A 20,197-nucleotide genomic window follows, 5' to 3' on the forward strand; every position below is an offset into this window, starting at 1 on the left:
CCGCAAATTTGAATCATCTGATGCGACGCCTCGTCCATTTTAGGCTCGCTGCAATGCGAAACGCCTGGCTCTGGATGCTCCGAGTTAGAGCAGCCGCATATAATCAGCGCCGCGCAGACAAACAGGAGGGAGTTTTTCATTCTAAATCCTTTTAAAAAATTTTGTAATTCTATCTTTGCGAAGCTGAAATTTTACGGAATTTAAAGCGTTTCGGATAAATTTAATGTATCTGCATTTGCAAATATAAATTTTCTAAATTTCGCGTTAGATACAAAGAGACGGCGTGCGAGGCGAGATAAATTTAATATTTGTGAGCGAGTTTTAAGATGCAGCTCAAATCATTTTACGGAAAAGTATAAGATTAAAGATTTGCCTAATCCTGTCTATCGTTTTAAAATTTTTTACTGAAAGCCGCTAGAATTGCGCCCTTTAAACCAAAATAAGGAGAAAACATGGCAATGACGAATTACATGGAACTTTTGATGGCAAATCAGCCGTGGAATTTGATTTTATTTATGGCGGTGCCGATGGGCTTAGCAGAAGCGATAGTAGCGAGCGAATTTTTTAGCTTGTACCGCGCGAAGGAGGGCTCTTTGGCACTAAAAATCAATAAATGCCTTAGCATCATTCTCGGCGCTTATTTTACGATATTAATCATTTACGTAGCGGTTAAAATTTTGCCCGCTATTCATTTACGTGGCGCTGCGGACACCTTAGCTTTGGCGGCATACGTAGCGGCGGCGCTGCCTGCGCTGGTGCTGCTACTTTTGGAGCTCGGAGTTATCGCAAAAGGAGCGGAATTTAGAGCTAGGCTTAAATTTCATTTCTTGGCGCTGATTGTATTTTTGGTGCTAGGACACGTCGCGATGATTTTTGGAATGACCGATCCAGGTGTGAGTGGCATGGATCATTCTATGATGGATCATGGCTCGATGAGCGGGATGAGCCACGATATGGGTTCGATGGAGGGGATGGATCATTCGCATATGAATCATGGCTCGATGGAGAACATGGATCACGGCGGCATGGATCACTCAAAGATGGAGCATTCACATTAACTTTAGTATGCCCGGCTTGGGCTAAATTTTAAAATTCTATCCCGCCGAGCTGCGGAGCTAATAGATCTTTATGATTTGATTGCCTTTGTCTGCGAAATGCATATGCAAGCCCCTCTAAATAGAATTTTACCGCCTTTCATCTGTCGCCTGCGAGGCGGTAAAATTTAATATCAAGCTTATCGCCCCGCCTTTTTATGTTCTTGTGATATTTTTATCCAACTTATGCAGGCGCAAAGCTTGCACATAGGCGGTTGCAGGTTTAAATTTGCGTGCAAACCGCTTTGGTATATTTTTTAACGTTAGTTTAATGCTAAATTTATATAATTTAAGCGAGTTATATTTAAGAGATGATTAAGAATGAAATGCGCTAAGCTTGGAGGCGGATAGAGTATGCAAGATTACGAATTATTGGATGTTTTGTCCAATAAAAGGGTCCTTTGCCTAGAGGATGAGCCTGGGATTTTAAAAAATATAACCGAATCGCTGCAGCTGTTTTTCGGCGAAGTAGTGGGGGTTAAGGACGGGCTGGAGGCGCTTGATGAGGCGATGAGCGGTTCGTACGATGCGCTAGTTTTTGATATCGGCGTGCCGCATATGGACGGGCTAGAGGTCGTTAAAAAGATCCGTGCCGCGGGTATCTCAGTGCCGATCGTGATACTTTCGAGCCACACCGAGCAGGAGTATCTGTGGCGGGCGGTGGAGCTTAAGATCACCAGGTATCTGCCTAAGCCGTACGACAAAAACGCCTTTATAAAGGCGTTGCAAGACGTTGCTGCGGAGCTGATAAATCACGCGCCGATATTGAGTATAAACGATGAGCTGAAGTATGATTTTGCCAAAAAAATCATCTACGTCAAAGACAGCGCCTGTCATCTTTCCAAAAGCGAGAGCAAGCTTTTGGAGTACTTTTTAGCGCGCAAAAATCAAACCGTAACCTACGAGCAGCTATTCGACTATATGTGGGAGTTCGAGCAGCCCAGCAAGGAGGCGATCAAGGCGATCGTCAAAGAGCTACGCCGCAAGATCGGCAAGGACGTGATCAAAAATTTATATGCGGTGGGGTATCTCTTTGAAGTATAAATTTAAATTTATCGTAGCGCTTTTCGTGCTGCTATATATCGTAATTACGGCTTTGGTTTTTAACTTTTACCGCGAGCTTGCGCTAAAGGACACGAGGCGCGAGGCGTTTTATATCCTAGATACGATGAATGCGGTACGCGATTACGTCTCGACCGTGCAGCGCCCGCTAATAAACGAGCTTAAAGAAAAAAAGCTTCTAAACGAGGATTTTTTCGATCCGAGGCTGATGTCCTCGACCTACATAACGCGCGAAATTTATAAAATTCAGCTCGCCAAAGAAAATATCAACTACGACTACAAGCTCGTCGCCACCGATCCGCTCAATCCCGAGCATGAGGGAAGCGAGTTTGAGAATGAAATTTTAGAGGGCTTTAAAGAAAGCAAATATAAAGAATATTCCAGAATCGTCTATGATAAAGGTGGCGCCTCGTATCTTTTGAGTCTACCGATAACAAACTCTCAGCCTTCGTGCACCGAGTGCCACAGCATCAACGCAGCGCCTAAAAAGATGCAAGAGCTCTACGGAGACGTGGGAAATTTAAAAGGCGGCCTAGGCGATACGATCGCTATGATAAGCTTTAAAATTCCGATAAAAAGCATTCTGCTCTATCACACCAAAGAGTTTGTCGTTAGCGGCCTAAGCTTGCTTGTGGTATTTTTGATCTGTATATTTTGTATCTATAAAATTCACAAAAAAAACGAGACCTTAAAGATGCAAACCCAGCTTTTGATGATAAATCAAAGCCGCCTCGCGCTCATGGGCGAGATGATCGGCAATATCTCGCACCAGTGGCGCCAGCCACTATCGCAGATCAGCTCTACGCTCATAAATTTAGAGCTTTACAACGAGCGGGGCAAGCTCTCAAAAGAGAGGCTCGAGGGCGGCATCAGGGATGCGGGCGAGCAGGTGAAATTTATGAGCGATACGATCGAGGATTTTAAAAATTTCTTCAATCCGAACATGCCGAAGAAGGAATTTAGCGCCAGCGAAGCGATCGAGCAGGCGCGTAAAATTTTAAATGCCTCGCTTAAAAAGCACGTCATCGACATAAGCGTGCGGATAGAAGAAAATTTCACGCTTTATGGCAACGTAAACGAGCTCATCCAGGTGCTCATAAATATCATAAACAACGCAAAGGAGGCGTTTTTGGACGTGCCGCTTAAACGGCGCGAGATTAAAATTCGCTCGTTTTTAAAGCAGGGCGAGCGAGTGATTACGATCGAAAATAACGCAAGCCGCATCGATGAAGCGCAGCTAGATAAAATTTTTGAGCCGCACTTTACGACGAAACAGCAGGGCAGCGGACTCGGGCTATACATGAGTAAGATGATAATCGAAAAAAACGGAGGGAGCATAAGCGCTGCGAATTCCGACGAAGGCGCGATATTTACGATCTCTTTTCGTTAAATTTAGACTTCATTAAATTTCTCCCTTTTTCACCCTTTTTTGTTGATATTATTTCGAGCGTAGAACTTTGCTAATTTAAAATTTCGATTTTCAAAGGAGGAGCCATGAAAAAATGGAATAAGATGCTACTCGGCGCGCTAGCCTGTATTAGCATTTTTGCCGCAGGAGCCTGTGCTGATGAAGGCATGGGGCATGAGATGGAAATGTCGCAAAAATCGCGCGACGTCATCGCAAATCCTAAGGGCACGTTGCAAAGCAGAGGCGTCATATCCTTGCAGGACTACGTCGTAGAAGAGCGAGAGATGTATGACTGGCTATTTAAAAACCACCCGATTTTTACCAAATACGGCGGTAAGACGGTCGGTAAGATGGATGTACACGACCGAGGTTTGGAGTGGCTTGCGGAAGGGCATGGATTTGACTTTTCAAAGGCTAGCAAAAGAGACGACGGCAAGGGCTATAGCTCTATGATGTATAGAATCCCTGCGGGCTCTTCTTTGCAATTTCCGAATAAATTCATAGGTCCTGAAAAATGCGGCGAGTGCCACCCTGCGCAGTATGAGACATGGAGCAGATCGCGCCACGCCACTACTATCCGCTTCCCGGGCGAGCACCCGGAGGTTAATAACAACCTAACCGATCCTGTATTTAGCCCGGATACGGCGTCGATCCTTCCAAAAGGTATTACCCCTGACGTAATTTATGCGACCGTGGGACACTTAAGGACAAAATTTGGCTACGTAGATGCATGGCTTCTACGCGGAACCTATCACGTAGAGGGCGGCTTGCTAAGAGATGGCACCGGTCAAATCGTAGCGGGCGGCAACCAATTCCAAAGGACTTGGGCGTTAAATTTAGACGATGAGACGGTCAAAAAGATCAAAAAGATCGTTCCGGAATTCCCGGAAACTCTAGCCGATTATGGCGATAACGGCGGTTACGTAAGAGGTCTTGCGTCGTATGCTGCAAAATACAAAAAATCGATGTTTTTCCAAGCAAACAGCTCGTATTGCGAAGTCTGCCACCCATTCAAATTCGATTTTAAAACTAAAAAAGAATTCTATGCTGCTTTGGGTAACGCAAAAGAGCTTCAAAAGCACACTATCTCCAAGGGTATCACCTGCGAAGAGTGTCATGGAGCGGGCGGTCACCTTGACGGCGCTACAAATTTTAGAACCTCAAACTGCGAACGCTGCCACCAAAGATTTAACTATAGCCCTGATTTAGCTCGTGCTAATCCGCTAAACAACGGAAATCCCGATCTATCTCTTAGCTCTAAATTTAAATCTATGGGACCAGGATGTGGCTCTGAAGGCTCTCAGTCCTACTTTACCGCTCACTACGAGAAGGGTATGCGCTGCGTAACCTGCCACGATCCGCACGATAACACCGGACCGGTAGTTGGCGATAAAACCGTCAAGGGTGTAAATTACAACTCAGAGCAGGGCTATTTGAGCGCGTTTTATACAAAGCCTAAGATCACAAAAGAGTGCAAAGATTGCCACCAAGAGCAAGCCTACATCGCTGCAAGAGCCGATACGCATAAAGACAACACTTGCGCATCTTGCCACATGCCGTTTATGATGAGCTGCGAGAACTTCTACGCTATTCAGTTCCAAGACAACGCGGGATTTGATACTCAAAGAAGATCGCACATCTGGAAGATCGACATCGATCCTGCTAGAAAATCTCTAGTCGCAGGCGATGCCGCTAAAGGTCCAAGAGATGCGAAAGATTGGCACTTCCAAAGAAATAAAGATGGACGAAATTTCGTCGATCTTATGTGGTCGTGCGCACGAACATCTTGGGCGGATAAAGATATGCAAGATACCAAAGGCTGCCACAGTCCTGTCGTTTCCGAGCTAAAAGAGACACTTCACTTCAAGAACCAAAAGCAGGTTTACGATGAGGTTATGGGCTGGCAAACTCCAATTAAGAGCGATTTCTCGCAAGTTAAGATCGGTATTCAAGGAATTTACTCTATCCTTGAGACTAAAAAGCTTAACTCCAGTGATAAAACTCGCGTCTATGAGCTAATCGAAAAAGCTCAAGACACCGTCGATCTTATCGAAAAAGACGGCTCATGGGGAATGCATGGCTTTAAATATACTAAGCAAAGGCTAGAAGCCGCTAAAGAGTATATCAAAGAGGCTCAAAGAATTCTAAATAATAATTTATAATTCTTTCGGGGTCGCGTAAGCTCGCGGCCCCGAAATTTAAAAGGCAAATGTATGCAAAAAAGACTAAAAATTTTCTTGCCTATCGTTTTGGCAAGCTGCGCGTTGAGCGCGAATTTAACTACGCAAGAACAAAAAGAATCTTATAGCATCGGAGCTTCTACCGGAAGCTATGTTTCAAACCAGCTGCATTCACAAGCCGCATTAGGCGTCAAGTACGACTTAGATGCGGTGATAGAGGGGTTTTTGGACGCTCTTAAAAAGCAGCAGAAGCTAAAAGATGAGGAAATTATTGCGCTTTTGAATCAAAGAGCCGATAAGCTAAATAAGATCGTAGAAACAAATTCCAAAGCGGAGCTTGATAAAAATTTAAAAGCGGGCAAGGAATTTATGGCGAAAAATGCCAAAAATCCGGACGTTAAAACCACGAAATCCGGTCTTCAATATGAAATTCTAAAGCTAGGTATGGGCGAAAAGCCAAAGCCTGAGAGCGTAGTAGTGATGAACTACAAGGCGTATTTGACGAACGGTAGCGTATTTGACGATACTTTCGCATCTAAAATTCCGGCGCATCTTTCTATGATAGGCTTAATCGACGGATTACGCGAGGGATTGCTTTTGATGAATACAGGCTCGAAATATAAATTTATAATCCCTAGTAATTTAGCCTACGGCAACGTGGACGTAGATAGAATTCCTGCGGGTTCTGTGGTGATTTTTGAAGCCGAACTACTAAAAGTTTTAAAGCCCGGTGAGCTTGCCGATGCAGCCAAAAAGCTTAGCGAGAGCGAGGCTAAAAGCTTTCACGACGCGAACAAAACAAAGTAGTTTTGCTTAAATTTAGTCGGAGGAGAATATGCAAAAGCAAAGAAGAAATTTTATAAAATCCGCCGCACTCGGCTCTTTGGGGCTTGGCGCAATCGCCTCAAGCTTACTCGCGCAAAATAGCGCGGATAAAAGCGCGCAGGACGCAAATGCGAGCGCTAAAAAGCAAGAGCCGAAAAAGCCGCACTACGGCATGATATTCGATCAGAACAAATGTGTGGGCTGCACCGACTGCGAGATAGCCTGTAAAAAGGTAAATTTGGTTCCGAAAGGTCAGATGAGGCTTTTTATCCAGGATAAAACCGATCCGCTAAATTTGAAGGAAAAGCGCTATGTTAGAGTGTCTTGTCAGCAGTGCGAGGACGCGCCGTGCGTAAAAGTTTGCCCGACGAAAGCCTGCCACAAAGACGAAAAAACCGGCATCACGACGATGAACACCGACGATTGCATCGCCTGTAAATACTGCATCGTCGCCTGTCCTTACGACGTACGCTTCATAAACCACAATACCAAAGCCGCAGAGAGCTGCAACTTCTGCTTGGATACGAATTTAAAAGACGGTCACGAGCCTGCCTGCATCGAGGCGTGCAGATACGAGGCGATCGTATTCGGCGATCTAAACGACGAAAGCTCGCACATCAGCAAGCTACTTCGCGTAAAAGACAGCCTGCGAATGCGCCCGGAGTGCGGCACGAAGCCGAGCCTGCGCTATATTCCTGCGGTTAGATTGGGGGTGTGATATGAACGGAGCTATAAATTTCACTGCGACCTTCTCGCACGGCGTAGAGTGGGGCTGGCCGATAGCGGTTTATCTTTTGCTAGCGGGTATGAGCGGCGGCGCTTTGGTAGTCGCGATCCTCGTCAAATTTTATAAAAAGCAGACCGAAAGCACGCCGCTGTTTAAGGCTGCGTCGCTGCTATCTTTCGTAGCGATCTTACTCGGTATGGTTTGTCTGGTAGCCGATTTAGAGCGACCGCTTCTTTTTTGGAAAATTTTGATTAATTATAACTTCACCTCGGTTATGTCCGTGGGCGTGGCGGCGCTTTGCGTCTATATCCCGCTTAGCTTCGTAGCTTGCCTTTATGCGTTTGAAGCTGATCTTAGCGGATTTTTATCGCGCAGACTTACTTTTTTAAAAGGGCTTTTTGCGCTCGTAATGAAAATTTTAAACGCGCTTCGCCCGCTGCTTCTTGCGCTTACGCTTGTTTTTGCGGTCGCGATCTGCGCCTATACGGGCTTTTTGATCTCGGTTTTAGTTAGATTTCCTATCCTTAATACCGCCGTTTTACCTGCGCTTTTCGTGGCATCTGGCTTATCGGCGGGAATTGCGGGCTCAAGCCTCATAGCCGCGCTTTTCTTTAAAGCGGATCCGCACGGCGGCGATCTTAAAATTTTACACGCGGTCGAGTGGCCGGTTTTGGCGATGGAAATTTTACTAATCGGTATGATTTTCGTCTCGCTTATCACTGGCAGCGACGTGCAAAAAGCCGCGAGCGTCGCATTTAACGAGGGATTTTATGCGAAGATGTTTTGGCTAGGCGTCGTGGGCGTAGGCTTTTGCGTACCGCTCGTTTTAAATTTCGCACTGGGCAAAAAGATCGCTCACACCGCGTTTGCGTTCTACGTTAGTGCGCTTGCTAGCGTGGTTGGGGTATTACTTCTTAGAATGTTTATACTATACGCAGGGCAAACTTACGATATAATAATGTAAAACTGCGGAGGGTTAATGAGCGCGCTAAAAATATTAAAATTTTTCATCTCTTACAAGTTTGCGCTCTGCCTCCTCTTTATCCTAGCCGCAGGTGCCGGCGTCGCAACCTTCTTAGAGAGCATTTACGATACGCAAACTGCTAAAATTTTAGTCTATGAGGCGCGCTGGTACGAGTGCGTCATGGGCGCTGCGACGCTGAGCCTGCTCGGCATAATCATAAAAACCAAAATGTGGCGCCGCTTCGGCTCCTTCGTGCTTCATGCGGCATTTATCGTTATCTTTGTCGGCGCGGCGCTGACGCGCTATTTCGGCACCGAGGGTGTGCTGCACGTTAGAGCGGGCGAGAGCGAAAATGAGATGGTGAGCGTCAAACCATACTTGCAAATCCGTACGCAAGACGCGCTGTTTGAGCACCCGCTAAATCTATCTCAGATCGGCGATAACGATTTTAGCTTCACGCAAAATATAAATTCTAAAAGCTTCACCGTCAAATTTAGCTCCTACAAACCTGCACCCAAAGGCGAGCAGGGCACGCTTGCGGTAAAAGCGGGCTTTGAGGGCGGAAGCGAGCAAGAAGCGGAGCTTCGTGGCGGCGCTGGCTGGCTCGGGGAACCTAAAATTTTAAACTTTGACGGCGAGGAGATAATGCTAAGCTGGGGCTCGAAACTCATAGAACTTCCGTTTGCGGTAAAGCTTTTGAAATTTAAGCTCGAGCGCTACCCGGGCTCGCAAAGCCCATCATCCTACGCCAGCGACGTTGAAATTTTAAAAGAGGGCAAAAGCGCGGGGGAGCATGAAATTTATATGAACCATCCGCTAAGCTTTGACGGCTTTAAGCTCTTTCAATCCTCCTACGATACCGACGAGCTGGGCACGGTGCTGGAGCTTAACCGCGATCCGGGTAAAATCCCCACCTATTTTGGCTATTTCTTGCTTTGCGTCGGATTTATCGGCAATCTTTTTACTGCGGGCAGCAGGTTTAAAAAGCTCGCTAAATTTATCAAAAATAACGCGCCCGCCGCGCTTCTTTTGATTGCGCCGCTTTTTTTCAGCATTGAGCTTCGCGCCGCGGATGAAAACTATCTGGCAAACCTTAAAGCCAACTCGCGCGTTCACGCAAACGGCGCGTTTGCGGAGCTTTTGGTGCAAGATTACATGGGTAGAATCAAGCCGCTTAGCACCGAAGCAAGCGAGATCGTGAATAAAATTTCAGGCACGGATTCGCTCTACGGCTTAAGCGCCGAGCAGATGATCCTAGGAATGAGCCTAAACCCCGCGTTTTGGCGCGATCAAAAGATCATCAAGATCAAAAACGACGAGATCAAAAAGATGCTAGGCTTAGCGCCGCAGGAGCGATATGCGAGCTTTAATTCGGTCTTTGATGAAAACGGCAACTACAAGCTCGCGCGCGCCGTGGACGAAGCGAATGAAAAAAGCGCCTCGCGCCGCAGCGTGCTCGATAACGAGCTGATTAAATTCGACGAGCGGCTAAATATCGCGTATCTGACCTTTAGAGGGGTGTTTTTTAAATTTATCCCCGTGCCGAACGATCCGCAAAACACCTGGCTCTCGCCGAACGACGCCTTCGCGGATTATAGTATCTCTCCGCAGATCAAAGGCGTGCTAAACGACTATCTAAACGGCCTGCAAGACGGAATTTCGGATAATGATTGGACTAAAGCGGATGCAGCACTTGCGGAGCTGAAAAACTACCAAAGAGCCACCTCGGCAGCTATACTTCCAAGCGAAAACCGCGTCAAGGCTGAGGTGTTTTACAACAAAGCTTCGGTTTTCAAAAAGCTCGTTTATTGCTATATGATACTGGGTGGTATAGCTCTTGTTTTGGCGCTTTTGGGCGCACTTTGCGGTAAGCGCTTTGCGCTAGCGCAAAAAATTTTATTTGCGGCCTTTGCGATATGTTTTATAGCACATACCCTTGCGCTTGCGCTGCGCTGGTACGTCGCGGCTCACGCGCCGTGGAGCGATAGCTATGAGTCGATGATCTACATCGGCTGGTCGGCGGCGCTTGCGGGGATCATATTTTTTAGGAAGTCCCTACTTACGCTAAGCGCAAGCTGCTTGCTAGCCAGCATCGTGATGCTAGTAGCGCATATGAGCTTTGTAAATCCGCAGATTACTAACCTCGTGCCGGTGCTAAAGTCCTATTGGCTTAGCATCCACGTCTCGGTTATCACGGCTAGCTACGGATTTTTGGGGCTTAGCTGCCTGCTTGGGCTTTTGGCTCTTGTTTTGATGGCGCTTAAAAACAGCGCCAATTGCGAGCGGCTTAACGCTCAGATCAGATATATAACGGCGATAAATGAGATCAGCCTCATCGTGGGGCTTTCGATGCTGACGCTAGGAAATTTCTTCGGCGGCGTATGGGCGAATGAGAGCTGGGGGCGATACTGGGGCTGGGATAGCAAAGAGACCTGGTCGTATGTCTCGATCATCGTCTATGCGATCGTGCTGCATCTGAAATTTATCCCGAAACTCGGCTCTATCTATGTTTATTGCGTGAGTTCGACGCTCGCGTATAGCTCGATCATAATGACCTATTTCGGCGTAAATTTCTACCTCACCGGCATGCACTCTTACGCCGCGGGCGATACGCCACAGATACCCGCGCCATTTTATTGTATAATAGCGGCGGTATTTTTAATAATCGCTCTTGCTTTCAGAGGCAGGGACGTAAAAACGATATAAAGGAGTAAATTTGAAAAAATTTCTAATAGCGCTTGCTTTGGCAGCCGCGGCAAACGCGGGCTTTATCAGCGAGGGCATTCAAGCTCAGCAAAGCGGCGATCATAAAAAACTCGCAGAAATTTACGAGCGAGCGTGCGGTTTGGAAAATAAAGCTTCGGGCTGCTATAATCTAGCCGTTTTGTATTTTGAGGGCACCGGCAACGTAGAGAAAAATTTCGAAAAGGCGATCAGCCTCTACGAGAAGGCGTGCAGCGCTAAATTTGCGCTTGCGTGCAACAATCTAGGCTATATCTACGAAAGCGGCAACGGCGCGGATCAAAATTTTACCAAAGCCGCGGCTTATTATGAAAAAGCCTGCAAGGATAACGAAGGCTGCACATCGCTTGGGCTTTTATACGCAAACGGCGCCGGGCTCGCAAAGGACGTCGCTAGGGCGGCGAGCCTTTATGAGAAGGCCTGCACCTACGGCGATATGATGGGCTGTAACAACCTGGGCTATCTGTATCTGAAAGGCGAAGGCGTGCAGCAAAGCTTTGCAAAGGCTAAAATTTTTTACGAAAAGGCTTGCGGCGGCGACATCGGCATTGGCTGCAACAATCTGGGCTATCTATACGCCTTCGGGCAGGGGGTGGACCAGGATTATAAGCAGGCAAAGCAGCAGTATGAAAAGGCGTGCAGCCTCGGCCACTTCGACGGTTGCAATAATTTAGCCATAATGTATGCCGAGGGTAAGGGCGTGAAGTCCGATAATGCCAAAGCAAAAGAGTTTTTCAAAAAAAGCTGCGACGGCGGCATCAAGATGGGATGCGAGAATTTGGAATTTTTAAATTCGATTAGTAAGTAGATTTAAAACATCAAATTTTTAAGGAGATAGTATGATTTTACGTTCGTTTTTAGCTTCGGCTGCGCTCGTTGCGTTCGTTTTCGGTGCCTCGATGGACGGGGCCAATAAACCGGCAAAGCCTATGTTTCAAAGCGTGGATCCTAGCAAAGCTACGCTCGTAGGAAGCGGCGAGGGCAAAGAATACTGCGCCGTTTGCGGAATGAATTTGGTTAAATTCTATAAAACTAACCACGTTTGGAACGGCAAGCAAGTAGCTTCTCTGCACTGCTTGTACGAGATTACGGAGGGAAAAATTCCAAGCGATGCACAGGTCGTCGATACGAAAAATCTAAATTTGATCGACGTAAATAAAGCCTTTTACGTCGTGGGCAGCAAGGTCAAAGGCACGATGACGCGAAATAGCAAATACGCCTTTTCAACCGAGGCCGACGCGAAAGAATTCCAAGCCGAAAACGGCGGCGAGATAATGAGCTTCGCCAAGGCCTACGAGATTGCGGGGCAGGATTTCGAGGGCGATAACAAGATGATTAAAGCCAAGCGCGAGGGCGGCGTTTACGCGCACGGTAAGGAATTTTACGAAGCAAACTGCGCTAAAACTGAAGCGAAAAACTTCAAAGCCATCTCCGAGCTTAAAGCTCATCTCAAAAATGTTTGCGACGCAAAAGGCGCGAGCAAGGAGCCTGAGTACGACAAACACCTGCAAGCTGCGGCGCTGTATCTATGGGATGCGCCGGCAAATTTAGGCAGCAGCGGTAAAGATACAAAAGCGAAAAAACCTGAAAAGATCGTCGTGCCGCAAGGCGCTAAATGCCCGGTCTGCGGCATGCTAGTGGGTAAAAACCCTAACTGGGCGGCGATGATAGAGATTCAAGGCGGCGAGAACTTGTATTTTGACGGCGTGAAAGATCTGATGAAATATTACTTCCAAAAGGGCAAGGGCTTTGATAAAATTTTCGTAACCGACTACTACAAGCTACATAAGATCGATGCTAAAAGCGCTTTTTACGTGCTTGGCTCAAACGTCCTAGGGCCGATGGGCGACGAGCTTATTCCATTTGATAGCGAGAGCGCGGCTAAGACCTTCGCTAAAGATCACGGAGGCAAGAGCGTACTTAAATTTGATGAAATTCAAGAGAGCGTAATAGAAGGGCTATGAGGCTCATTTGCGCTTTAACGATCTTTTTTGCCGCCCTTTACGCGCTCATTGCGGTGCATTATGTAAGCTTTGATCGCGCAAAGGGCGAGCAGTGCCTGCAAAAGCTCGCGCGCGAGATAAAGGACGTGCGGCTCTCAAGTAGCTTTAAGAGCAAGGCCTATGCGGAGTTCGTCTATGATAAGTAAAAATTTTATCGACTACTCCGTAATTCTGCTGCGAAAAGACAGAGCCGATCACTCCTTTAGCTTCGCGATCTTCGCCTTTATTGTTTTTATTTTAAGCTCGGTGCTTTTTATCTCGGGCTCCATTCAAAACGATCTCGAAAAGGTCGTCAAGCTCAGACCCGACATCGTCGTAGAGGCTCTGCGCGCGGGCAAACGCGATCTGATGCACGACGGCTATATCTACGACATCTCCAAAATCGCGGGCGTCAGCGAAGTGCAGGGCGCCGTGGACGGGATGTATTACTTCGCTCAAAAGCGCGTTTGGTTTCATATCGTAGGCGACGAAAGCCTGAGCGAAAACGAAATGATCGTAGGCGAGGGGGTAAAAGCGGCGATGGGCGAGTGGTACTACGAGGATGAGTTTCACTTCTTAACCGAACAGCGCCTAATCGCGATTAAGATCAATAAAATTTCGCCGCACGAAAGCAACATCGTCTCAAACGACGTGATCTATCTCAACCCCGATACCGCGCGCGAGGTGCTAAGCCTGAAGGAGGGCGAATACACCAAGCTCTACGTAAGCGTGCCCAACCCCAACGAAGTAAGCGAAGTGGCGCTTAAGATCGTAAATTTATACCCCAACACGGAGGCCCTTAGCGCGGAGGACGCGGTAGCCGAAGTGAGGCATCTGTATTATTACAAGGGCGGAATTTTTATGGTGCTTTACGCCGTGGCGATGATCTCGTTTTTCATCTTGCTGAAAAATCAAATTTCGCTCGCATACGGCGAGAAGAAAAAGGAGATCGCGATCTTGCGCAGCATCGGCTTTTGTATAAAGGACATCATCGCGATGAAATTTATTCAAAATTTCATCGTCTCGCTAAGTGCGTATCTGCTCGGCGTCGCGGGCGCTTATGCTTATGTTTTTATCCTGGATGCGCCGCTTTTGCGCGATATATTCTTAGGCGGCGAGCTGCGAAATTTCATCACCTTCACGCCCGCGATAAATTTCAATATGCTCTTTTTGATCTTCGTCTTTAGCGTGATCCCGTTTTTAGCCTTCGTCATCATCCCTTCGTGGCGCATCGCTATAGGCGATATGAGCGAGGCGGTCAAATGAGCAAGATAGAGATCAAGCAGCTTTTTAAAATTTACAACGAGGGCAGGGCGAACGAGTTTCGCGCTTTAAAAAACATAAGCCTAAGCGTCGAAGAGGGGCAGATCGTAATCTTAAAAGGCGTTAGCGGCAGCGGCAAAAGCACGCTTCTATCCATCATAGGCGCGCTTGCTAAGCCTAGCAGCGGCGAGGTTTTGGTGGACGGCGCAAACGTCTCCAAGCTCGCCGATATCGAAAGCTCCGCGTATCGCCATAAAAAAATCGGCTTTATCTTTCAGTCTTTCAACCTGCTTGAGGCGCTTAGCGTCTATAAAAACGTCCTTGCGCCGCTTAGTCTTGAGCGGCTGAGCAGAGATGAGCTTGGCGCGCGCATAGACGAAGCGATGCAGATCGCCAATATCGCGCATAAAAAAGATCAGATCGTCTCGAGCCTTAGCGGCGGCGAGAAGCAGCGCTGCGCCATCGCTAGGGCGCTCGTGATGAATCCGCAGATCATCTTAGCCGACGAGCCGACGGCAAATTTGGACAAACAAAACTCGCTCGGTTTCATCGAGATGCTCTCAAAGCTCAAAGAGCTTAAAAAGACCGTTTTGATCGCGACGCACGATATACTCTTCGACGAGCTAAGCTTCGTGGATCGATACGTGTTTTTAAAAGACGGAAAAATTTCAGCATGAGCGTATTTTTATCGGGTAGCGTGATCGCGTTTTTGGCCGTGGAGCTGATCGTAATAGCGCTGATGGCGATCTCGCAGTTTCACATCGTGCGGATCATGCGCTACTGGGACTTTAACGCCACCTCAAATTTACAATACGCCCTGGAGAAAAGAAACTATCTCATAAACACCATTTTGTTCTTCACGATAGCGTGCAAGATCATTTTGTTTATATTTTTCGCGCTCTGCCTAAACGAGCTCTCTTCGATCGTGCCCGGCGCGATGTGCTCCGCAGGCGTCGTGGGCTCGAACCGCTACGGCAATATCCTACTGCTTTTAAAAATTTTACTGATCTTCGGCTTTGGGCTCTGGCTTATTTTAAACAGCCTCGATCTTAAAGCGGGCAAATTTCCCTATCTAAAGCGCAAATACCTGATCTTTACCATTCTTTTTACTGGCGTTTTGGCGGAGTTTATTTTAGAAATTCTATTTTTTACCAATATCCCGTTGCGTGTGCCGGTGTTTTGCTGCTCGGTCGTATTTCGCGCGCCGAAGCTTCCGTTCGGCTACACGCAGGCGCTTTTGGCGACCTTTTTCTACGCGATATTAGGCGCCATTTTGATCTTAAATTTCTTAAAGCAGTCGATGGCGAGTTTTACTCTGAATTTGCTCTTTTTGTTCGTCGCATACTACGCGATCACCTATTTTTTCGGGCTTTACGTTTACGAACAGCCCAATCACAAATGCCCGTATTGTATGCTTTTGAAGGATTATTACTTCGTCGGCTATGCGATTTGGGGCTCGCTGTTTTTGGGTATATTTTTCGGCATCGTGCCGTTTTTAACGGAGCTCATTACTAAGCGTGCCTATACCCACCTGCTTAAATACTCCTCGTTCTGGCTCATTCTAAACGCGCTCATCTGCAGCGCCTACGTCGTCAAATACTACTTCGTGCGGGGCGCGCTGCTATGATTAAGAAAATTTTTGCCGCGGTTTTGCTCGCCTGCGTGATGGGGCTGCTCATATCGTCTATGGATATAGCCGAATCCAAAATTTCCGTGCGCCACGGCAACACGGATAAGCAGCCGCTGCAGATCGAATTCGGCAAATATCTATGTCACGAGAGCGGCACGGTGATAAACGATCTGTACAACACCGCTCAGGCCGTTATGCCAAACGGCGATACATATTTTTTCAACGACATCGCAAACGTCTTCATGTGGCTGATGCGGCAAAAAAACAGAGATGAGATCGTGGTGTGGGTTTATTCGCAAGACACCGAAAAATACATCATCGCCAAGGACGCCTGGTACTCGCGCGTCGAGATCACGCCGATGGGCTACGGCTTTGGCGCGTATGAGTTTCACAACTACGGCAGGAGCGACTACTACTACGACGAGATCGTGCTGTGCGCCGCTCGCGGCGAAACGCTGCTAAATCCGCTCATCAACATCCTGCTTTCGGAAAATAAAATTTAGCCTTGCGGCGAATTCGAAAAATGAAATTTAGTCCCGCGATGGATCGGAAATAAAATTTAACCCTACGGCAGGTAGAAAATAAAATTTAACTCCGCAGCGGGCGCAACTTGTCGCAGATGCGGCCCGCCGATTAAATTTTTACTCATGCCCGCACCTTTTATTAAATTTTGCTCGCTGCTGCTACTTTCGTTAAATTTAGCTCGCGTCTGAGTTTGCGTTCGCTCGTAATTATTAAATTTGATCGCATTTGCCTGAGCTTACGTCCATTCGTATTCATTGAAATTTATCCCGCATTCGCTCATAAGCTAGCCTAAAATTCAGCCTGTATCGGTTTACCATTGTTAAATTTACCCGTCTATGTCCAAACTCTCACTCGTCCGCTCTTATGGAATTTAGCTCGCATTTGCCTGGGCTCACACCGACTTGCTCTCGTTAAATTTAATCTACCCGCACCGCCTGTTCGCTACCCCATCAATATCGCTTGCTCGTTTGCCGCTTCGTCCGCGTTAAAATTCCAGACCGTACTCGCTCGTTAATTTTTATACGGCTTTCGGCGTGAGGCGCGAAAATTATCGCCTTTAAAATGCGAAATTCACACCCCCTACGCCGTCTTGCCGTAGAATTAAAAAATGTCTAATTCGATCCAAATTAAAACGCTTGGCTCAAAATTCGGTGCCACTGAAATTCATCGTTACCTTTCTACTAAAATTCCAGTCTAAATCTTAGTCCTATGCCGTTAGATTTAATATCGCTTCCATATGCTCCGACGTAGGAGAGCTTAAGCGTAGCACGGCTTGAAAGAGACGCCTCGATTCCTGCTTCGGCAGTCGTTAGGTTTTGTAACTTCTCACCTTTTAGCTGCGTACCACCTAGCCCGTTTACGTATAAATAAGCCTGCGGCTGCTTATCCGAAAAGAAGCGATTATATGCCACGTCTGCACTTGCTCTTAAACCTACTCCGCCGATTCTAAACGGAACGCTAGGTTTTATACCAACGCTTGCGGCTTGTAAATTTCGCGTTTTGTTTTCAATGCGAATCAAAGAGTTGCTGACATTGTCTATTTTTGTGCGAGTATGCGAAACACCAGCATAGGGTTCTACACTAAAGCTGTCCGCGTTGCTAAAACCCATATAAGAAACCTGTGCGAATGCACTTAAACTAGAGGCATTTGAGCCTACATATTCGTAAGCTATAGGCGAAACCGATGAGATTAGCTTTCTATCTCGATCATATTTCGAATATATCGCACCGAAGCTAAATTTAACGGGTTCAAAACCGATGTCGGAATAAATTCCGCTATGAAAATCCTTGCTTTTGACTTCCTTGGTGCCGCTTATTTTATCGTCCGTACGCCCTGCGCCTACAAATACACCGACGCTTGAACTATCGCCGATTAAAGAGTCAATACCGATTAAATTTACGAACGAATCGGAATGCAATTTACCAATACCGGTATCTTTATCGGATTTAATTCGATTTGTGCCCGAAAAGATCCAAAATCTAGTGTCTTTATCAATATTTACGGCATTCGCGCCACCTCGGTTTTTAACGATGCTTGCCATCATTATGGAATTTATCGCGGAATTATTTGCCGCAGCGAATTCAGCATCATTTGCGAACGCGCTATAATACTCTCGCGCTTGAGCATGGTTTGAGCCTAAAATTTGCGTATAAATTCCGCTGCTGCGATTGGCGACGAGTAGATCTGCGAACGCTCTTTGCGAAGAGCTTAATGCGAAATCTTGCATACTCGTTCCACTTTGGATCGAAAGGCGTAAATTTGAGCCACTCGCCTCTTCTTTGCTCGTTTTGAAAAACGCATAGCTATCCTGAGTGCTCGCTAAATTTGCACCGCTAAATGTGCCCGTGGCGGTTAAAATTTTCTTAGAGCCGGGGTTGTCGACGAGGTTTTGAAGATCGCTAGTGTTAACTTGCCCTGCTCTTAGTAATGAGCCTTGCTTAAAGCTCAAATTTAAATTATTCACGCCATCATTTACTACGAATACACCACCACTATTGATTGTCGCTTTTACCGTAGTTGCATCGCTTGCCTTGCTCACGCTTCGCCAGCCGTTCCTTTCAGGTACCCTATATACTGCAGAGTGCAAAATTTCAAGTTCGCCGCCATTTTGTACATTGATATGTTTGCTTTTACCGATTGATTGATTGAGCGCCGAAATTTTGCCACCATAGATAGTGGTAACCCCGGTGAAAGTGTTGTTGCCCGTAAGTGTTAAGGTGCCGCTGCCTCTTTTGATGAGCGCACCCTCATAGCCCTGTGCGGCCCGCTCGGCTCTCGCCTTCTCTCTTGCGGTCTCAAAAGTAAGCTCAGCTTTTTCCTCTGGGCTTAAATTTTGTTTTGAAGCAAGGATGGCTTTTCTTGCTGCCCAAACGGCTGCTTCGTTTTGATCCTCGATTTTTCTAAATTTGATAGCTTTATCAGATATATCGTTGCTCCATATATCGTCTTGATCCATAGTAATGTCGAAATTTCCTAAAAATTGCCCAGGACCAAACATTGCTTTGCCAAGGTCTAAGATACCCCAGCCCCAGACTTTGCTTGGTACGCCGAGCCCGTCACTGCCCCAGCGCTCCAAGGGTTGCCCTTCGTGACCTGCCCTAAGCGTCGTTTGTCTTGCGGTAGTAAGCATCGTATCGCGGACCTGTGCCGCATTCATATATGGGTAGCGCTGAAATATGACACCTAACGCACCGCTTACGTGTGGAGCCGCCATAGAGGTACCACCCCAGCTAGCGTATGAAGCCTTTTTAGTTTTTAGATTTACGGTGGAGGAGTAAATATCTGCAGCGGGTGCGGCGATCGTCCACCATTTGGAATTTCCTGCGAGATTAAATCTCTGTGCATCACTTACTTCGCCGTTTGCGTTACTGCCGTTAGGATAGCCCCAAGTACCATTTTGTCCCGTGACATTTACCCAGTATTTTTCTGCATCAGGCCTAAAATACGGCAGGGCTGCACGAGTAAAAGACTCCGCCATAAGGCTTCTATTTCCCGCCGTAAAAACCTGAATGACCTGCCTTTTGACCGCTACTTCGTATGCGGCGTCTATGAAGCTTTTCTCGCCTTTAGTAACAAACTGATAGTAAGCTTTTTTGGCTGCGTTTAAGTCTTTTAGATACATATGATCTTTAGCGTTGTTAGTTTCAGTAACACTGATAGTATCTCTGATGTTCGTATTGTATTCGTTTATATGCCTTAAGCCGGAGGATGGTTTATAGCCCGTAGCGCCCGAGTAGGCGGAATTTACCTTTCTATTTGACCCCCAACTATTGTTGATTACCCTGACGCCTGCATCGGCAAGCGCGTTGTAACCTTTTAGAAAAAAATTGTAATCCTGATTTGGTCCGTAAGTCATACCATCGTTGCCGCCTGTATTTGCGGAGTATAAATTTGACTTATACGCTACGCCGTGCATTCCGTTACCGTCCCTGCTTGCAGCCATAGTACCGCTCACATGCGTACCGTGGCTATCATTTACGCCTGCTTGCCACGAGCCATCGATGTCGAATTTTTCGCCCTTTTTAAACTCACCCTTATTTGTCTCGTCGTATTCACTGCTTGAACCTGCCTTAAAGGGTGAATTGCCATATTTAGTATCGGGATACCTCATTCCGTCTTTATCGTATACGCCACTGCTTTTTACAATATTTATCCTTCCGCCTCCAAATTCTGGGTGGCTAAGCAGTACGCCCGAGTCCATAACGCCAATTTTTACGCCACTACCGTCAAAGCCTAGCGCATAAGCTGTAGAAGCATTCATTGAGGTTAAACCCCAATCTTTTTTATATTCGTCA

Annotated in this window: 16 protein-coding genes; 15 read left to right on the forward strand and 1 reads right to left on the reverse strand. The window is 46.8% G+C overall.

Annotated features, from left to right (window positions below; genetic code table 11):
• Nucleotides 1–452 precede the first annotated feature (452 nt).
• The 15 genes from Q0413_RS02540 to Q0413_RS02610 all read left to right on the forward strand — a co-directional run bounded on the left by Q0413_RS02540 (nt 453) and on the right by Q0413_RS02610 (nt 16,380).
• Entirely contained in the window at nt 453–1,058 is a 606-nt protein-coding gene (locus tag Q0413_RS02540; protein WP_298986978.1) for a DUF6803 family protein, read from the forward strand.
• 390 nt (nt 1,059–1,448) lie between these two features.
• Complete coding sequence (locus tag Q0413_RS02545; protein WP_298986980.1) at nt 1,449–2,138, forward strand: response regulator transcription factor; 690 nt, start codon at nt 1,449–1,451, stop codon at nt 2,136–2,138.
• On the forward strand, nt 2,128–3,546 hold the full coding sequence (locus Q0413_RS02550; protein ID WP_298986982.1) for a DUF3365 domain-containing protein: 1,419 nt from the start codon (nt 2,128–2,130) through the stop codon (nt 3,544–3,546). Before Q0413_RS02545 ends, Q0413_RS02550 begins: the two co-directional genes overlap by 11 nt.
• A 104-nt stretch (nt 3,547–3,650) precedes the next feature.
• Entirely contained in the window at nt 3,651–5,726 is a 2,076-nt protein-coding gene (locus Q0413_RS02555) for a hypothetical protein (RefSeq protein ID WP_005870893.1), read from the forward strand.
• A gap of 51 nt (nt 5,727–5,777) precedes the next feature.
• Complete coding sequence (locus Q0413_RS02560) at nt 5,778–6,551, forward strand: FKBP-type peptidyl-prolyl cis-trans isomerase N-terminal domain-containing protein (protein ID WP_298986984.1); 774 nt, start codon at nt 5,778–5,780, stop codon at nt 6,549–6,551.
• A 28-nt stretch (nt 6,552–6,579) separates the two neighbouring features.
• Entirely contained in the window at nt 6,580–7,287 is a 708-nt protein-coding gene (locus Q0413_RS02565; protein ID WP_298986985.1) for a 4Fe-4S dicluster domain-containing protein, read from the forward strand.
• A gap of 1 nt (nt 7,288) precedes the next feature.
• On the forward strand, nt 7,289–8,260 hold the full coding sequence (gene nrfD, locus Q0413_RS02570) for an NrfD/PsrC family molybdoenzyme membrane anchor subunit (RefSeq protein WP_298986987.1): 972 nt from the start codon (nt 7,289–7,291) through the stop codon (nt 8,258–8,260).
• 15 nt (nt 8,261–8,275) lie between these two features.
• Entirely contained in the window at nt 8,276–10,966 is a 2,691-nt protein-coding gene (gene ccsA / locus Q0413_RS02575) for a cytochrome c biogenesis protein CcsA (RefSeq protein ID WP_298986990.1), read from the forward strand.
• Nucleotides 10,967–10,976: 10 nt separating this feature from the next.
• A complete protein-coding gene (locus Q0413_RS02580; protein ID WP_298986992.1) occupies nt 10,977–11,810 on the forward strand; it encodes a tetratricopeptide repeat protein in 834 nt (277 codons plus the stop codon).
• Nucleotides 11,811–11,841: 31 nt separating this feature from the next.
• Nucleotides 11,842–12,966 carry a nitrous oxide reductase accessory protein NosL gene (locus Q0413_RS02585; RefSeq protein WP_298986995.1) on the forward strand — a complete coding sequence of 375 codons (1,125 nt, stop codon included), beginning with the start codon at nt 11,842–11,844 and terminating at the stop codon, nt 12,964–12,966.
• Nucleotides 12,963–13,151: a hypothetical protein gene (locus Q0413_RS02590; protein WP_297994894.1), complete on the forward strand. Its 189-nt coding sequence runs from the start codon at nt 12,963–12,965 to the stop codon at nt 13,149–13,151. The genes Q0413_RS02585 and Q0413_RS02590 overlap by 4 nt, the downstream gene beginning before the upstream one ends.
• Nucleotides 13,141–14,250, forward strand: coding sequence for an FtsX-like permease family protein (locus Q0413_RS02595; RefSeq protein WP_298986998.1), 1,110 nt, complete (start codon nt 13,141–13,143; stop codon nt 14,248–14,250). The genes Q0413_RS02590 and Q0413_RS02595 overlap by 11 nt, the downstream gene beginning before the upstream one ends.
• Nucleotides 14,247–14,924 (forward strand): ABC transporter ATP-binding protein, encoded by a 678-nt coding sequence (locus Q0413_RS02600; RefSeq protein WP_298987002.1) that lies wholly within the window; start codon nt 14,247–14,249, stop codon nt 14,922–14,924. The genes Q0413_RS02595 and Q0413_RS02600 overlap by 4 nt, the downstream gene beginning before the upstream one ends.
• Nucleotides 14,921–15,874 carry a hypothetical protein gene (locus Q0413_RS02605; RefSeq protein ID WP_298987003.1) on the forward strand — a complete coding sequence of 318 codons (954 nt, stop codon included), beginning with the start codon at nt 14,921–14,923 and terminating at the stop codon, nt 15,872–15,874. Before Q0413_RS02600 ends, Q0413_RS02605 begins: the two co-directional genes overlap by 4 nt.
• Nucleotides 15,871–16,380, forward strand: coding sequence for a hypothetical protein (locus Q0413_RS02610; protein ID WP_297879947.1), 510 nt, complete (start codon nt 15,871–15,873; stop codon nt 16,378–16,380). The genes Q0413_RS02605 and Q0413_RS02610 overlap by 4 nt, the downstream gene beginning before the upstream one ends.
• Before the next feature lie 702 nt (nt 16,381–17,082).
• On the opposite strand, the gene Q0413_RS02615 is transcribed toward Q0413_RS02610, so the two are convergent.
• On the reverse strand, nt 17,083–20,197 hold a 3,115-nt coding region (locus tag Q0413_RS02615), incomplete at its 5' end, for a S8 family serine peptidase (protein ID WP_298987005.1).

Source organism: uncultured Campylobacter sp. (genome assembly GCF_938045465.1).
Taxonomy (GTDB): domain Bacteria; phylum Campylobacterota; class Campylobacteria; order Campylobacterales; family Campylobacteraceae; genus Campylobacter_B.

What these genes read in the sequence shown, in the direction of transcription:
- Q0413_RS02585 (WP_298986995.1), top strand. Translation starts at nt 11,842, where the DNA reads ATGATTTTACGTTCGTTTTTAGCTTCGGCTGCGCTCGTTGCGTTCGTT.
- Q0413_RS02560 (WP_298986984.1), top strand. Translation starts at nt 5,778, where the DNA reads ATGCAAAAAAGACTAAAAATTTTCTTGCCTATCGTTTTGGCAAGCTGC.
- nrfD (WP_298986987.1), top strand. Translation starts at nt 7,289, where the DNA reads ATGAACGGAGCTATAAATTTCACTGCGACCTTCTCGCACGGCGTAGAG.
- Q0413_RS02590 (WP_297994894.1), top strand. Translation starts at nt 12,963, where the DNA reads ATGAGGCTCATTTGCGCTTTAACGATCTTTTTTGCCGCCCTTTACGCG.
- Q0413_RS02610 (WP_297879947.1), top strand. Translation starts at nt 15,871, where the DNA reads ATGATTAAGAAAATTTTTGCCGCGGTTTTGCTCGCCTGCGTGATGGGG.
- Q0413_RS02600 (WP_298987002.1), top strand. Translation starts at nt 14,247, where the DNA reads ATGAGCAAGATAGAGATCAAGCAGCTTTTTAAAATTTACAACGAGGGC.
- Q0413_RS02545 (WP_298986980.1), top strand. Translation starts at nt 1,449, where the DNA reads ATGCAAGATTACGAATTATTGGATGTTTTGTCCAATAAAAGGGTCCTT.
- Q0413_RS02605 (WP_298987003.1), top strand. Translation starts at nt 14,921, where the DNA reads ATGAGCGTATTTTTATCGGGTAGCGTGATCGCGTTTTTGGCCGTGGAG.
- Q0413_RS02540 (WP_298986978.1), top strand. Translation starts at nt 453, where the DNA reads ATGGCAATGACGAATTACATGGAACTTTTGATGGCAAATCAGCCGTGG.
- Q0413_RS02555 (WP_005870893.1), top strand. Translation starts at nt 3,651, where the DNA reads ATGAAAAAATGGAATAAGATGCTACTCGGCGCGCTAGCCTGTATTAGC.
- Q0413_RS02595 (WP_298986998.1), top strand. Translation starts at nt 13,141, where the DNA reads ATGATAAGTAAAAATTTTATCGACTACTCCGTAATTCTGCTGCGAAAA.
- ccsA (WP_298986990.1), top strand. Translation starts at nt 8,276, where the DNA reads ATGAGCGCGCTAAAAATATTAAAATTTTTCATCTCTTACAAGTTTGCG.
- Q0413_RS02565 (WP_298986985.1), top strand. Translation starts at nt 6,580, where the DNA reads ATGCAAAAGCAAAGAAGAAATTTTATAAAATCCGCCGCACTCGGCTCT.